General features: G+C 67.4%; 14 protein-coding genes. All 14 read left to right on the forward strand.

Features of this window, described 5'->3' with window-relative positions:
* Positions 1 to 53 precede the first annotated feature (53 nt).
* The 14 genes from ABD140_RS27930 to ABD140_RS27995 all read left to right on the forward strand — a co-directional run bounded on the left by ABD140_RS27930 (position 54) and on the right by ABD140_RS27995 (position 13,812).
* Positions 54 to 869, forward strand: coding sequence for an SCO4651 family lipoprotein (locus ABD140_RS27930; RefSeq protein ID WP_344243987.1), 816 nt, complete (start codon positions 54 to 56; stop codon positions 867 to 869).
* A gap of 293 nt (positions 870 to 1,162) precedes the next feature.
* Positions 1,163 to 1,714, forward strand: a complete 552-nt coding sequence (gene rplJ, locus ABD140_RS27935) for a 50S ribosomal protein L10 (protein ID WP_344243988.1) — start codon at positions 1,163 to 1,165, stop codon at positions 1,712 to 1,714.
* A 57-nt stretch (positions 1,715 to 1,771) separates the two neighbouring features.
* Entirely contained in the window at positions 1,772 to 2,164 is a 393-nt protein-coding gene (gene rplL, locus ABD140_RS27940; RefSeq protein ID WP_344243989.1) for a 50S ribosomal protein L7/L12, read from the forward strand.
* Between the two features lie 413 nt (positions 2,165 to 2,577).
* Complete coding sequence (locus ABD140_RS27945; RefSeq protein ID WP_344243990.1) at positions 2,578 to 3,594, forward strand: ABC transporter ATP-binding protein; 1,017 nt, start codon at positions 2,578 to 2,580, stop codon at positions 3,592 to 3,594.
* Complete coding sequence (locus ABD140_RS27950) at positions 3,591 to 4,412, forward strand: MlaE family ABC transporter permease (RefSeq protein ID WP_344243991.1); 822 nt, start codon at positions 3,591 to 3,593, stop codon at positions 4,410 to 4,412. The genes ABD140_RS27945 and ABD140_RS27950 overlap by 4 nt, the downstream gene beginning before the upstream one ends.
* Positions 4,413 to 4,414: 2 nt before the next feature.
* A complete protein-coding gene (locus ABD140_RS27955; RefSeq protein WP_425544159.1) occupies positions 4,415 to 5,233 on the forward strand; it encodes an MlaE family ABC transporter permease in 819 nt (272 codons plus the stop codon).
* Between the two features lie 3 nt (positions 5,234 to 5,236).
* Positions 5,237 to 6,526: an MCE family protein gene (locus tag ABD140_RS27960; protein ID WP_344243993.1), complete on the forward strand. Its 1,290-nt coding sequence runs from the start codon at positions 5,237 to 5,239 to the stop codon at positions 6,524 to 6,526.
* Positions 6,523 to 7,569, forward strand: a complete 1,047-nt coding sequence (locus tag ABD140_RS27965) for an MCE family protein (RefSeq protein ID WP_344243994.1) — start codon at positions 6,523 to 6,525, stop codon at positions 7,567 to 7,569. Before ABD140_RS27960 ends, ABD140_RS27965 begins: the two co-directional genes overlap by 4 nt.
* The gene (locus ABD140_RS27970; protein ID WP_344243995.1) at positions 7,566 to 8,630 is read left to right on the forward strand and encodes an MCE family protein; all 1,065 of its coding nucleotides are present in this window, start codon (positions 7,566 to 7,568) and stop codon (positions 8,628 to 8,630) included. Before ABD140_RS27965 ends, ABD140_RS27970 begins: the two co-directional genes overlap by 4 nt.
* Before the next feature lie 32 nt (positions 8,631 to 8,662).
* Entirely contained in the window at positions 8,663 to 9,886 is a 1,224-nt protein-coding gene (locus ABD140_RS27975) for an MCE family protein (protein WP_344243996.1), read from the forward strand.
* On the forward strand, positions 9,883 to 11,079 hold the full coding sequence (locus ABD140_RS27980; protein ID WP_344243997.1) for an MCE family protein: 1,197 nt from the start codon (positions 9,883 to 9,885) through the stop codon (positions 11,077 to 11,079). Before ABD140_RS27975 ends, ABD140_RS27980 begins: the two co-directional genes overlap by 4 nt.
* Positions 11,076 to 12,458, forward strand: coding sequence for an MCE family protein (locus tag ABD140_RS27985; RefSeq protein ID WP_344243998.1), 1,383 nt, complete (start codon positions 11,076 to 11,078; stop codon positions 12,456 to 12,458). Before ABD140_RS27980 ends, ABD140_RS27985 begins: the two co-directional genes overlap by 4 nt.
* A gap of 29 nt (positions 12,459 to 12,487) precedes the next feature.
* Positions 12,488 to 12,952: a hypothetical protein gene (locus tag ABD140_RS27990; protein WP_344243999.1), complete on the forward strand. Its 465-nt coding sequence runs from the start codon at positions 12,488 to 12,490 to the stop codon at positions 12,950 to 12,952.
* Positions 12,949 to 13,812, forward strand: a complete 864-nt coding sequence (locus ABD140_RS27995; RefSeq protein WP_344244000.1) for a hypothetical protein — start codon at positions 12,949 to 12,951, stop codon at positions 13,810 to 13,812. Before ABD140_RS27990 ends, ABD140_RS27995 begins: the two co-directional genes overlap by 4 nt.
* Positions 13,813 to 13,955 lie beyond the last annotated feature (143 nt).

The following is a 13,955-nucleotide window of genomic DNA, read 5'->3' on the forward strand; positions in this document are numbered from 1 at the left end:
GTTGGTTCCGCCGGGGGATGTGCCGGAGAAGGGCGACAGAGGAGACTTTGGGTATGAAGAAGATCGCTACGGGTGCCGTGGCAGGCACCGTGCTCCTGCTCTCCCTCACCGCCTGCGACGGGGAGACCACCGCCTCCAGCGCACCGGGCGACGTCGTCAACCTGAGCGCCTCCCAGGTGCTCGACCGCTCCGCCACGCGTTCGGCGGAGGTCGAGTCCTTCAACGCCGACCTCACCGTCGACGGTTCGGGCTCGGTGAAGGGCACCGGCTCGTTCCGGATGAAGCCCTCTCCGGCGTTCTCGGTGAACCTGGAGCAGCTGTCCTTCGGCGGCATGACGGTGGGCACCGGCGGCACCCGGGTGGTGCTGCTGGACGAGACCGTCTACGTGCAGAACGCGCAGCTGAGCCAGTTCCTGGGTTCCGGCAAGCCGTGGATGAAGATCACGCTGGGCCAGGCGGCGAGCGCCGTCGGCTTCGACCCGCAGGACCTGCTCAAGCAGGTCGACCAGGCCGACCCCGGCAAGCTCACCCGCATCATCTCCTCCTCCACCGACGTCAAGGAGGTCGGCACGGAGCAGATCGACGGGGTGAAGACCACGCACTACCAGGGCACCGTCGACGTCAAGAAGGCGATGACCGACTACGACCCCGAGCTGCGCAAGACCGCCGAGCAGCTGAGCAACGGCTCGGAGAAGCTGGGATTCGACGTCTGGGTGGACGGCGAGCAGCTGCCGCGCAAGGTGATCACCAAGGTGACCACGTCCGAGGCCAAGCAGTTCAACGTGACGGTCGTCTTCCGCGACTACGGCAAGCCGGTCACGGTGGCGGCGCCCCCGGCCGACCAGGTGGGCGACATCAAGATCCCGTGATACGGACTCCGGCCGGTGCGCGCGAGCGGCGCGCACCGGCCGATTTGGTACGGGTACTCGACTTGGCGTACTCTGGCGTTGCCGAAGACCGCCGGTCGTTGCCGCATGGCAGCCGAAGAGTCCTGAGTCACTCAGGGCGGCCCGCGCAGGTGAACCCGAGCTTCACATGATTTTTCCTCTGTGACGTCCCGTGTGCATCTGCGCCGGGGCGTTTTGTGTGTTTCAGGGTCCTTTGTCCGGCGGATCAGACTTCTCCCCGTTGTACGGGGATGGTCCCAGTTGGAAGGAGTCCCATGGCGAGGGCGGACAAGGCAGCGGTCGTCGCTGAGCTCAAGAACGAGTTCGAGAGCTCCAGCGCCACCGTTCTGACCGAGTACCGCGGGCTCACTGTGGCTCAGCTCAAGGAGCTGCGCCGCAGCCTCGGTGACACGGCGAAGTTCGCCGTCGTGAAGAACACGCTCACCCAGATCGCCGCGAAGGACGCCGGCGTCGAGGGCCTGGAGCCGCTGCTCCAGGGTCCGTCGGCCATCGCGTTCATCAAGGGCGACGTGGTCGAGGCCGCCAAGGGCCTGCGCGAGTTCTCCAAGGCGAACCCCCTGCTGGTGATCAAGGGCGGCTACCTCGAGGGCAAGACCCTCGACGCCGCCGAGGTCACCAAGCTGGCCGACCTCGAGTCGCGCGAGGTGCTCCTCGCGAAGCTCGCTGGTGCGATCAAGGCCAAGCAGGGCCAGGCGGCGGCGATGTTCAACGCGCTGCCGACGCAGCTGGCCCAGCTGTCGGAGGCGCTGCGCGCCAAGCGCGCCGAGTCCGGCGAGGCCGTCACCGAGGAGGCCTCGGCCGAATAGGCCGGGTCCCCATCCCGTGGTCGTAAGACGTAGTAAGTAGCCATACGGAGGAAAATCATGGCGAAGCTCAGCACCGACGAGCTGCTCGACGCTTTCAAGGAGATGACCCTTCTCGAGCTCTCTGAGTTCGTGAAGCTGTTCGAAGAGACCTTCGACGTCAAGGCCGCCGCCCCGGTCGCCGTCGCCGCCGCCCCCGCCGCCGGCGGTGCCGGTGGTGGCGAGGCCGCCGCCGAGGAGAAGGACGAGTTCGACGTCATCCTCGAGGCCGCCGGCGACAAGAAGATCCAGGTCATCAAGGAGGTCCGCGGCCTCACGAGCCTGGGCCTCAAGGAGGCCAAGGACCTGGTCGACGGCGCGCCCAAGCCGCTGCTGGAGAAGGTCAACAAGGAGACCGCCGACAAGGCCAAGGCCGCCCTGGAGGGCGCCGGCGCCACGGTTACGGTCAAGTAACATCTTCGGTTCGGTCGAACGGCCGGTCGTCCCCTCGGGGGGCGGCCGGCCGTTCGCTTTGTCGCCACCGCAGCCGTAAAAGCTCCGGTGTGCTTATCACCTGACTGACAAGTGGAGATTTGTGGATCTTTCCCCTTGTCCAGGCCCTGCGCGAGGTGCCGCCCTACCACCTTGAACTGCTGCTCTACACCCCAGTAGGCTCGGATGTGGCATAAGTAACGATTAACTTACAGCGTCTCTTTTGCCCCCAGAACTTGGCTCCGGGCCCTTCCTTTTTGTGGATTCGGCACTAAGTTAGGGGAATCCGGCCGGAAGGTTACTGGCCGGTAGTCATGAGGCAGACGCGCTGAGTGACGTGGAGCTTCTACTCGCTCATGGATCCGGAATCCCCCCGGCTGGACGAGAGGTGACGAGTGGGCGTCGAAATTCGGGTCGAAGGACTGACCAAGCGCTTTGGCCGCCAGACCATTTGGGAAGATGTCTCGCTGACGCTGCCCGCGGGCGAGATCTCGGTGCTGCTGGGACCCTCGGGTACCGGTAAGTCGGTCTTCCTGAAGACCCTGGTGGGACTGCTCAAGCCCGACCGCGGCAACGCGTGGATCGGTGACCGCAACCTTCCGCAGCTGCCCGAGGACCTGCTGTACGAGACCCGGAAGTTGTTCGGCGTCCTCTTCCAGGACGGCGCGCTGTTCGGCTCGATGAACCTCTTCGACAACATCGCGTTCCCCCTGCGCGAGCACACGAAGAAGAACGAGACCGAGATCAAGCGCATCGTCCTCGAGAAGATGGAGATGGTCGGTCTGATCGGCGCCGAGGGCAAGCTCCCCGGCGAGATCTCCGGCGGTATGCGCAAGCGCGCCGGCCTGGCCCGCGCCCTGGTGCTCGACCCCGAGATCATCCTCTTCGACGAGCCGGACTCCGGCCTGGACCCGGTGCGCACCGCGTACCTGAACCAGCTGATCGTCGACCTGAACGCCCAGATCGGCGCGACGTTCCTCATCGTCACCCACGACATCAACACCGCGCGCACGGTGCCGGACAACATCGGCCTGCTGTTCCGCCGCGAGCTGGTCATGTTCGGCCAGCGCGAGATGCTGCTGTCCTCCGAGGAGCCGGTGGTGCGCCAGTTCCTCAACGCCCGCCGCGTCGGCCCCATCGGCATGTCCGAGGAGAAGGACGTGAGCGAGCTGGAGGCCGAGGCCGCGGCCGGCAACGACCCCGGCAAGCTGCCGCCCATCCCGCCGCAGCTGATGCCCTCCGACGGCAGGGTGCGGCCCACCCAGCACGCGCCCGGCGCCTGGCTGCGCGCCCACGGCGTCACCCCGCCGCCCGGCTCGTTCATCGACGACCTGGGCCGCAACTGGATCGACGAGTGGCCGCGCTACGTCGCCAGCATGGGCGCCGCTCCCGCCGGGGGCGTCCGGAAATGACCACGGCTCGACCAGGCGCAGCCTCCAGCAGGCTGCGCCCCGTCGCCGACGGCGCGGTCAATCTTCTGATCAAGGAACCCGGCCGGTTCTTCGGTCTGTCGCTGGACATCTTCCGGGCCCTGTTCAAGTGGCCCTTCCAGTGGCGCGAGTTCATCCAGCAGGCGTGGTTCATCGTCGGGGTCACCGTGATCCCCACGGCCCTGGTGGCGATCCCGTTCGGCGCGGTGCTCGCGCTGCAGATGGGCGGGCTGATCCGGCAGATGGGCGCCCAGTCCTACATGGGCGCCACCAGCGTCATCGCGATCGTGCGCGAGGCCAGCCCCATCGTGACCGCGCTGCTCATCGCCGGCGCGGCGGGTTCGGCGATGTGCGCCGACCTGGGCGCCCGCAAGATCCGCGAGGAGATCGACGCGATGGAGGTGCTGGGCATCAACCCCCTGCACCGCCTGGTCGTCCCCCGCATGATGGCCTGCGCCTTCGTCGCGCTCTTCCTCAACGGCATGGTGAGCGTCGTCGGCATCGTCGGCGGTTACGTCTTCAACGTCATGCTGCAGGGCGGTACGCCGGGCGCGTACCTCGCCTCCTTCAGCGGCATGGCGCAGCTGCCCGACCTCTACCAGGCGGAGTTCAAGGCCTTCGTCTTCGGTCTGACGGCCGGGCTGGTCGCCGCCTACAAGGGACTGAACGCCAAGGGCGGACCCAAGGGCGTGGGCGACGCGGTGAACCAGACCGTCGTGCTGACCTTCGTGCTGCTGTTCCTGGAGAACTTCTTGATCAGCACCATCTACTTCGAGTTCGTCCCGGCGAAGGGCTCGTAACGGTGTCCACTCCCCTGAGCAAGCCCATGGAGCGGCTGGACGACCTCGGCCAGCAGCTCTCCTTCTACGCGCGCGCCTTCGCCTGGTTCTTCCGGGCCGCGACCCGCTACCGGGCCGAGGTGCTGCGGCTGCTGGCCGAGGTCTCGCTCGGCACCGGCGGCCTGGCGGTGGTCGGCGGCTCGGCGGCGATCGTCGGTTTCATGACCTTCCTGACCGGGACCGAGGTCGGCCTGCAGGGCTTCAACGCCCTCAACCAGATCGGCTCGGCGGCCTTCACCGGCTTCATCTCCTCCTACTTCAACACCCGGGAGCTGGCCCCGCTGGTCAGCGCCCTGGCGTTGTCGGCGACGGTGGGATGCGGCTTCACCGCCCAGCTCGGCGCGATGCGCATCTCCGACGAGATCGACGCGCTGGAGGTCATGGCGGTTCCCTCGCTGCCGTTCCTGGTCTCCACCCGGCTGATCGCCGGCCTGATCGCCGTCATCCCGCTGTACGTGATCGGCCTGCTGGCGTCCTACCTGGGCACCCGGCTCATGGTCACCTACGTCTACGGCCAGTCGACCGGCACCTATGACCACTACTTCGGCCTCTTCCTGCTACCGGAGGACATCCTCTGGTCGTTCGGGAAGGTCCTGATCTTCGCCACGCTGGTCATGCTGATCCACTGCTACTACGGCTACAACGCCAGCGGCGGCCCGGCCGGCGTGGGCGTGGCGGTCGGCCGCGCGGTCCGCACGAGCATCATCACGGTGAACGTGCTGGACCTGCTGCTGGGCCTGGCGATCTGGGGCGCCGGCACGAGCGTGAGAGTGGCGGGATAACCGATGACCCATGCATCCCCCGGAATGGGGCAGAAACTCCGCTTCCGCATGTACGGCATCGTCTTCCTCGTCGTCTGCGTGCTGTTCACGGTGCTGTGCATCGCCTTCTACCAGCGCGCCTTCACCCCGGTGGTGGAGGTCCGCTTCACCAGCGACCGGGCGGGCCTGCAGCTGCTGGAGCACTCGGACGTGAAGATCCGCGGCCTGATCGTCGGCGAGGTGCGCAAGATCAGCGTCACCGACGAGGGCGCCGTGATGGACCTGGCGATCCAGCAGGACAAGGCGCGGTTCATCCCGTCGAACGCGACGGGGCGGCTGCTGCCCAAGACGCTCTTCGGCGAGAAGTACATCGACCTCACCACCCCCGCGCAGCCGGCGGAGCCGGTCCGCGACGGCGTGGTGCTGCGCCAGGACAAGTCCGCGGTGTCCGTCGAGATCGACCAGGTGCTCAACAACCTGATGCCGCTGCTGCAGGCGGTCCAGCCGGAGAAGCTGAACGCCACGCTCACCGCGGTGGCGACGGCCCTGGAGGGCCGGGGCGACGAGCTCGGCGAGAACCTGGAGCGGCTGAACACGCTGCTGGGCAAGGTCAACCCCGAGCTGGACACCTTCATCTCGGACGTGAAGGCGCTCGGCGAGGTCTCCGACATCTACGCCGACGCGACGCCGGACCTGGTGCGGGTGATGAAGAACCTCAACGTCACCAGCAACACGATCGTGGAGAAGGAAGCGGCCATCGAGGCGCTCATCCCCGCGGTCACCTCGACGTCGGAGAAGACGACCCGGTTCATGATGGACAACGGGAACAAGATCATCGGCGTGAACATGGCGACGAAGGACGTGGTGAAGCTGCTGGCGACCTACTCGCCGCAGTTCCCCTGCGTCCTGGACGGCATGTCGTTCATGATCGACCGGGCGGACGAGGCGTTCGGCGACGGCGTCCGGCCGTCGTCCAACCTCTACATCGAGATCGTGAAGCCGCGGCCGGCCTACAAGAACCCGCTGGACCTGCCGGAGGCCAACGACTACCGCAAGCCGCGGTGCTACGGCCTGCCCAACCCCAAGGTGCCCTTCCCCGACTACGTCGCCCTGGACGGCACCGAGGACGACATCTGGTGGAAGAAGCGCGGCATGACCGACCTCTTCGTCCAGCCCGGTGAGGGCGCCACCCAGAACGACGTCGTGAAGTCGGTGGTCGCGCCGGTGCTGAAGCAGGACGCCTCCGACGTCCCGGACTTCGCGACCCTCCTGTTCGGCCCCCTGGCGAGCGGATCGGTGGTGACCATCAAGTGAGCGAGAACAGGCAGACCCTCGCCTCGGGTCTCAAACTGCTGGCGTTCGTCCTGGCGACCTCGCTGCTCACCGGCGTGCTGGCTATCACCATCGCCAACGTGCGGTTCGCCGACTCCCGCGAGTACGGCGCGATCTTCACCGACGCGACCGGCCTGCTGGAGGGCGACGAGGTGCGGGTGGCCGGCGTCCGGATGGGGCAGGTGACCGAGGTCAGGCTGTACAAGGGCAGCCTGGCGGAGGTGCGCTTCACCCTGGACCGGACCGGCCCGTTCGTCTCCGGCCTGCCCAGCGGCAGCCTCGCCCAGATCCGCTACCGCAACCTGATCGGCCAGCGCTACCTGGCGCTGTCGGAGGGTCCGGGCACCTCGAACGAGATGCTGCGGGAGAAGGGCGTCCTGCCGGTCGAGCAGACCGAGCCCGCGCTCGACCTGACCGTGCTGTTCAACGGCTTCCGCCCGCTGTTCAAGGCGCTGGACGCCGAGGACGTCAACCAGCTGTCCTTCGAGATCATCAAGGTGCTGCAGGGCGAGGGCGGGACGATCAACAGCCTGCTCACCCACGTGGCGTCGCTGACCAACACCCTCGCCGACCGGGACGAGGTCATCGGCCGGGTCATCACCAACCTCAGCGAGGTGCTGGGCACGATCTCCGACCGCACCGACCAGACCAGCCGGCTGATCAAGGAGCTCCAGGGCTTCGTCAGCGGGGTGGCCGGCGACCGGGAGGCGATCTTCGACTCGCTGGAGTCGCTGAACACCCTCGGCGACGTGACGGCCGACCTGCTCAAGGAGGCGCGCCCGTCCCTCAAGAACGACATCGACGGGCTGAGCGAGCTGACCCGCACGCTGGGCGGCGAGTCCGAGCAGATCGACACGACGATCAAGTCGGCGACCGAGCGGCTGGAGATGCTGGGCCGTACCTCGTCCTACGGCTCCTGGTTCAACTACTACCTCTGCAGCATGGACGCGCGGATCGTGCTGCCTGGCGCTCCGGCGTACTACACGCCGAAGATCGTCAATGACAACGCGAGGTGCAAGCAGTGAAGGTCCCGTTCAGTCAGAAGAACCCGACCGTCCTGGGTGTCGCCGCGCTGACCGGTATCGCGGTGGGCCTGTCCGTCGCGCTCAACCTCGACTCCATCCCGCTGTTCCACGGCGGCACCACCTCCTACCACGCGCACTTCGCCGAGGCGGCGGGCCTGCGCGAGGGGGAGGAGGTGCGCATCGCCGGGGTCAAGGTCGGCAAGGTGACCGGCCTGGAGCTGGACGGCAACCGGGTGCGCGTGGACTTCCGGGTCGACGACGGGGTGCGGATCGGCGACGAGAGCAAGATCGACATCAAGATCAAGACCCTGCTCGGCGCGCACTTCCTCGCGGTGGACCCGCGGGGCGCGGGTCGGCAGGACCCGGACCGGGCGATCCCCGTCTCCCGCACCTCCACCCCGTACGAGGTGGTCCCGGCGATCGCGGACCTGAGCAAGAACATCGACGCGATCGACACCGACCAGCTCGCCGAGTCCTTCGACACCCTGTCCGCCACGTTCGAGAACTCGCCGGAGGAGATCAAGGCCTCGCTGCGCGGCCTGCGCCGGATCTCCCAGACGATCTCCAAGCGCGACGACGAGCTGAACCAGCTGCTCATCCGCGCCAAGGACGTCACCGGCGTGCTCAACGAGCGCAGCGACGAACTCGTCAAGCTCATGCAGGACGGCGACAAGCTGCTCCAGGCGGTGCAGAACCGGCGGGACACGATCCACCAGCTGCTGGTGAACACCTACCGGCTCGCCCAGCAGCTGAACGCGGTGATCGACGAGAACGAGGACGAGATCAAGCCGCTGCTGGCCAACCTGCAGAAGGTCACCAAGGTCCTCCTCGACAACCGGGACAACCTGGACAGGTCGCTCCAGCTGATGGCGGTGTACGCGCGGCAGTTCGCCGACGCCACCGGCACCGGCCGGTGGTTCGACTCCTACATCCAGAACTTCATCCCGCTCCCCGCCAGCATCGGCGACCCTTCCAAAGAGAAGAAGCCGTCGTCGAAGAACAAGAAGAAGTCCTCCAACGAGAAGTCGTCCGGCAACGGCTCCCTCCCGCTGCTTCCGTGAGGTCACCAGTGCGAACTTTCTTCAAAGCCGTGGTGCCACTCGCGGTAGTGGTCATGGCAGTGGCCGCCGTGGTGGTGTTCTGGCCGGGCACCCCCGTGAAACGGCTCACCGCGTACTTCACCAACACCGTCGGCCTCTACGCGGGCGCCGACGTGACGATCCTCGGCATCCCGGTCGGGCAGGTCGACAAGGTCACCCCGGCCGGCGAGGCCGTGCGCGTCGAGCTGCACTACGAGGCCAAGTACAAGATCCCGGCGAACGCGCAGGCGGTCATCGTCGCGCAGTCGCTGGTCTCCGACCGGTTCGTCCAGCTCACCCCGGTGTTCGAGAGCGGCGCCGTCCTGCAGGACAAGGCGACGCTGGACGTCTCGCGCACCGCGGTGCCCGTCGAGGTCGACCAGGTCTCCAACAGCCTCAACGAGCTGAGCAAGGCGCTGGGCCCCGAGGGCGCGAACGCCGACGGCTCGCTCTCCAAGATGCTGGAGGTCGCCGCCCGCAACCTCGACGGCAACGGCGAGGAGATCCGCGGGACCATCGGCGACACCGCCGAGGTCCTCTCGACGCTGGGCGACAACAGCGAGAACATCACCGCCTCGATCGAGAACCTCGAGGGCATCACCCAGGCCCTGGCCGACAACGACACCTCGGTGCGGCAGTTCACCGACCGCCTGGCGCAGGTCTCGGCGCAGCTGAACGGGGAGAAGGAGGAGCTGAGCCAGGTGCTCCAGATCCTCGGCCCGACGCTGAAGAACGTCACCTCCTTCGTCCGCGACAACCGCAAGGCGCTCTCCTCGAACGTCAACGACCTCGCCGAGGTCACCGCGATCCTGGTGAAGCAGCAGGAGTCGCTGGACGAGTTCGTCCGGGTGGCGCCGGTGGCGATCAGCAACATGACGCGCGCCTACGACCCGATCTCCGGCACGCTGCACACCCGCACCAACTTCCTGCAGTTCAAGAACCCGGCGGACTGGATCTGCTCGCTGGCCTACTCGCTGGGCACCCCGGCGGACGAGTGCCTGGAGACCATGAAGCCGATCTCCGGCGGACTGGGCCTGAACCTGCACCTGGACATCTCGTGGATCACGGCGCTGACCACGACCTACGACCCCGAGCCGCTGCCGCCGGACGCCTACGGCCCCAACAAGCCGAAGAAGAACGCCAAGAAGTCCGACAAGGCGGCCAAGAAGACGACCTCGAACCACTCCGGCCCCGCCGACAAGACCCTCGGCGGCCTCCTGCTGGGAGGTAACTCATGAAGCGGCTGGCCCTAGCCCTGGCAGGGAGCCTGCTCCTCACCGGCTGCGGTTTCCAGGGCGTCTCCTCCATCCCGCTGCCCGGCGGCCCCGACCTGGGCGACGACCCCTACGAGGTGAAGATCCACTTCGCCAACGTGCTGGACCTGGTGCCCCAGTCCACGGTCAAGGTCAACGACGTCTCCGTCGGCCGGGTCGAGAAGATCGAGCTGGACGGCTGGCAGGCGCGGGTGACCGTGCGGCTGAGCAAGGACGCCAGGCTCCCCGACAACGCCACGGCCACCATCGCCCAGACCAGCCTCCTGGGCGAGAAGTTCATCGACCTCAAGGCGCCCGCCCAGGGCCCGGTCGGCGAGCTGGGCCAGGGGGACGTGATCCGGGTCGACCAGACCCAGCGCAACACCGAGGTGGAGGAGGTGCTGTCGGCGATGTCGCTGCTGCTCAACGGCGGCGGCATCGAGCAGGTCTCCACGATCACCAAGGAGCTCAACGCGGCGCTGTCCGGCCGCGAGGAGTCGATCAAGTCGGTGCTGCGGCGCGTCGACGTGTTCGTGGGCACCCTGGACCGGCAGCGGCACACCATCACCGACGCGCTGGACAAGATCGACCGGCTGATGGTGAAGCTGGAGGCCGAGAAGGGCACGATCGCCGACACGATCGAGCAGACCGAGCCGGCCCTGGCGATCCTCGAGGAGAACCGCGAGGACCTCACCAAGATGCTGGTCAGCCTCTCCAAGCTCGGCGACGTGACCACCAGCGTCGTCACCCGCTCCAAGAAGGACCTGCTGGCCAACCTGAAGAACCTCCAGCCGGTCCTGAAGAACCTCAACAAGAACGGCAAGAAGCTGCCGGAGAACCTGGGCAGCCTCTTCACCTATCCGTTCACCCCGGCCTTCAACAACACGGTGCGCGGCGACTTCGCCAACATGAACATGACGGTCTCCCTCGACATGGAGGAGCTCGCGCACAACCTGCTGACGGGCACCGACCTCGATCCGGCGCTGAAGAAGTCGGCGAAGAAGCAGGGCGAGGCGCTGCGTGATCTGCTGTCGCCGCCGGGCGTCAGCATCTCCCAGACCCCGCCCGGCGTGCTGGGCGCCGGCGACGAGCCGGGATTCGGCGGCTCGCCGCTGCCCACCATCGGGATGGACACCGACACCGAGGTGGACTCCCTGGTCCTGGGAGGCCTTTCATGATCCTCAAGCGTGGCGTCAAGATCCAGCTGCTGGTCTTCGCGATCATCACCGTGCTGGGCGTGACCTACACGGCGGTCCGGTACATCGGGGTGGGCGGCTCGCTGTTCGACCGCACCTACACCGCCTACGTGGAGCTGCCCGACTCCGGCGGCGCCTTCACCAACTCCGAGGTGACCTACCGCGGCGTGACGGTGGGCCGGGTCGGCCCGATCAAGCTCGTCCCGGGCGGCGTCCGGATCGAGATGGAGATCGAGAAGGGCGCCCGGATCCCCCGCGACACCCTCGCGGTGGTCGCCAACCGCTCCGCGGTCGGCGAGCAGTACATCGACCTGCAGCCGCGGTCGGACGACGGGCCCTTCCTCGACGAGGGCGGCGTCCACACGATCCCCGCGGCCAACACCCGGATCCCGGTCAAGACCTCCGACCTGCTGATCAACGTCGACAAGACCGTCTCCTCGGTCGACACCGAGGACCTGCGGACGATCGTCGACGAGCTGGACAAGGCGTTCAACGGCTCCGGCTCGGACCTGCAGTCGATCATCGACGACAGCGGCAAGATCATCCGGGAGATGGACGAGAACTTCGAGACCACCCGCGACCTGCTGGACAACAGCAAGATCGTGCTGAACACCCAGAAGGACAAGGGCTCCTCGATCAAGGCGTTCGCCCGGGAGCTGGCCGACCTCACGGACACGATCCGGGAGAACGACGGCAACATCCGGGAGACGGTCGACGCCACCGTTCCGGCGACCGTGCAGATCGACAGGCTGGTGGACGGCCTGTCGGACGACCTCCCGGTGCTGCTGGCCAACCTGTCCAGCACCGGCCAGGTGCTCACCGCCGACCAGGACGCGATCCGCTCCCTGCTGATCTCGCTGCCGTTCACGGTGGCCGGCTCGCAGACGATCCTGCCGGGCGACGGCTACCAGCACATGGGCCTGGCCCTGAACATCGACAGCCCCGCCCCCTGCACCGAGGGCTACGAGAAGACCAAGCCGCGCTGGCCGCAGGACACCAAGGAGATCCCGGCGCGCACCGACATCGGCTGCGCCGCGCCGAAGAAGTCCCAGACCGCGGTCCGCGGCGCGCGCAACGCCCCCGAGGCGCGGCCGTACCTGAAGCTGCCCCCCGGCACGCTGGACGGCGCCGGCGAGCCGCCCGCGGCCAGCACCCGCAACGCCGGGACGGACGGGGAGGAGAGCCGTCCGGTGTACCAGACGAACTCGACCAAATCGGTCTTCGTGACCGGTTACGATCCGACGTCCGGCAAATACGTCGGCCCGGACGGAGTGACCTACACCGTCGGTTCCTCCGGCGGAACCAAGAGCCTGTTGGGGGATGAGTCGTGGAAGTGGCTGCTGCTGGGCCCGCTGTCGTGAAGGACGGCGGCCGGTGGAGGACGATCACGGTGACGGTGCTCGCCGTGGTCGCCCTCGGGCTGCTCGGCGGCGGGATCTACCCGCCCGCCGCCGAGAGGATCGCGGCCGCGAGCGCGGCGGACGACCGTGACGCCATCCTCCAGGCCGCCCGCCAGGTCGGGCTGAACCTGATGTCGATGGACCACAAGACGATCGAGAAGGACACCGAGCGGGTCCTCAGCGGCAGCACCGGGACGTTCAAGGACCAGTACGCCGCGCAGACCAAGACGTTCATCGAGGAGATCACCAAGAACCAGGCGTCCTCCCAGGCGCAGGTCCTCAGCGCCGGCGTCACCGACTACGACGACGACTCGGCCGAGGTGATCGTCGCGGTGTCCGCGGTCGTCACCAGCCCGTCCGTGCCCAACGGCACCCCCCGCAACATGCGCTTCCTGATCGAGATGAGCAAGATCGACGGGAAGTGGCTGGCCTCGAAGTTCGGAGTGATCCAGTGAAGCTCGACAAGCTCCAGGACAAGGACCTGCCCGAGGAGACCGGGGACGGGACGGCCGGGCCGGCCGAGGAGATCGTCGACGGGCAGCTCCCGCTGGTCGAGATCGAGGAGTCCGAAGAGGCCGAGGGGTCCGTGAAGGACGCCGAGGAGTCCGAGGAGTCCAAGAAGGACGCCGAGGACGCCGAAGAGCCCGGGGACGCCGAGGGCGCCGAAAAGGAAGAGGACGCCGAGGCCGCCCAGGACGCGGAGGAGGCCGGGGACGCCGAGGAGGCGGAGGCCGGCGAGGCCGGTTCCGGGAAGGCCACAGGGGCGAAGAAGAAGGCGCGCAAGGCCGGGAAGCCGGAGAAGCCGAAGAAGAAGGCGCTCCGCCCCGCGCGGGTCCGCCGGGACGCCCCGCTGTGGTCGGTGATCGCCTCGGCGGTGGTCGTGATCGGCCTGGCGGCCGGGACCTTCGTGCTGCGGACCGGCTCGGGGGAGGTCGTCTCCAAGGACGAGGTCGACAAGGCGGTGCGGACGGCGGCGGCGACCGCCCAGCACATCTCCTCGTGGGACTACCGGACCATCGAGAGCGACACCAAGCAGGTCCTGGGCGAGACCACCGGTGACTTCCGGGAGGCCTACGAGAAGAGCGCGGTCAAGCTCCTGGAGAGCGCTCCGGCGCAGGAGGCCGTCACCGTCGGGCTCACCAGCAAGGCCGGCGTGGCCTCGGTGAGCAAGGGTCAGGTCAAGGTTCTGGTCTTCCTCAACCAGCAGACCACCAGGAAGGACGCCGACGCCCACATCGAGCAGCACCGGCTTCTGCTGACTATGGTGCACAAAGATGGGGAATGGCTGGTGTCCAAGCTGGACATCCTGGGCTGAGGCCATCTCGGCACGGTCAAGATCTTTTTAGCGGTCCTTGGGTCGCCTCTCTCTCGTGGAGGGGCGGCCCGACCGGTTTTCGGGGTGATTTATGGTTATTCCATGTGATGCTCGTCTCCAAACTATGAGCCTTGTCACTGCTG

It is taken from the genome of Actinocorallia libanotica (genome assembly GCF_039525175.1).
In the GTDB taxonomy this organism is placed as follows: domain Bacteria; phylum Actinomycetota; class Actinomycetes; order Streptosporangiales; family Streptosporangiaceae; genus Actinocorallia; species Actinocorallia libanotica.